This is a genomic window from Gilvimarinus sp. 1_MG-2023 (assembly GCF_030548285.1).
The window spans coordinates 1-238 of record NZ_JAUOSC010001672.1 but is presented as its reverse complement, the minus strand read 5'-3'; the positions used below and the strand labels follow the sequence as shown (position 1 = coordinate 238).

General features: G+C 60.5%; 1 protein-coding gene. It reads left to right on the top strand.

Annotated features, from left to right (window positions below):
* The coding region (locus Q4563_RS22480) for a hypothetical protein (RefSeq protein ID WP_303606125.1) at positions 1 to 238 on the top strand (238 nt) is incomplete at both ends.

Sequence of the window (238 nt, the reverse complement as noted above, 5' to 3'; positions counted from 1 at the left end):
CAGCTGGATACCGCGCCGCTGGGTACAACAACCGCTGGTGTATCTATTGTCGCTGGGGGTATTTGCCAGCGCCTGGGGCTACTACGGCAGTGTCGCGCTGGCGCAGCTGTACGGCTACGGCTACCTGTCTTATTTTGGTGGCCTCGCCGGTGCTTTTTTGCTGACGCCACTGTTGCTGCGGCCGATCCTGCGTATTACCCGCCGCTATCAGCTTAATTCCCTCGCCGATCTGCTGGCC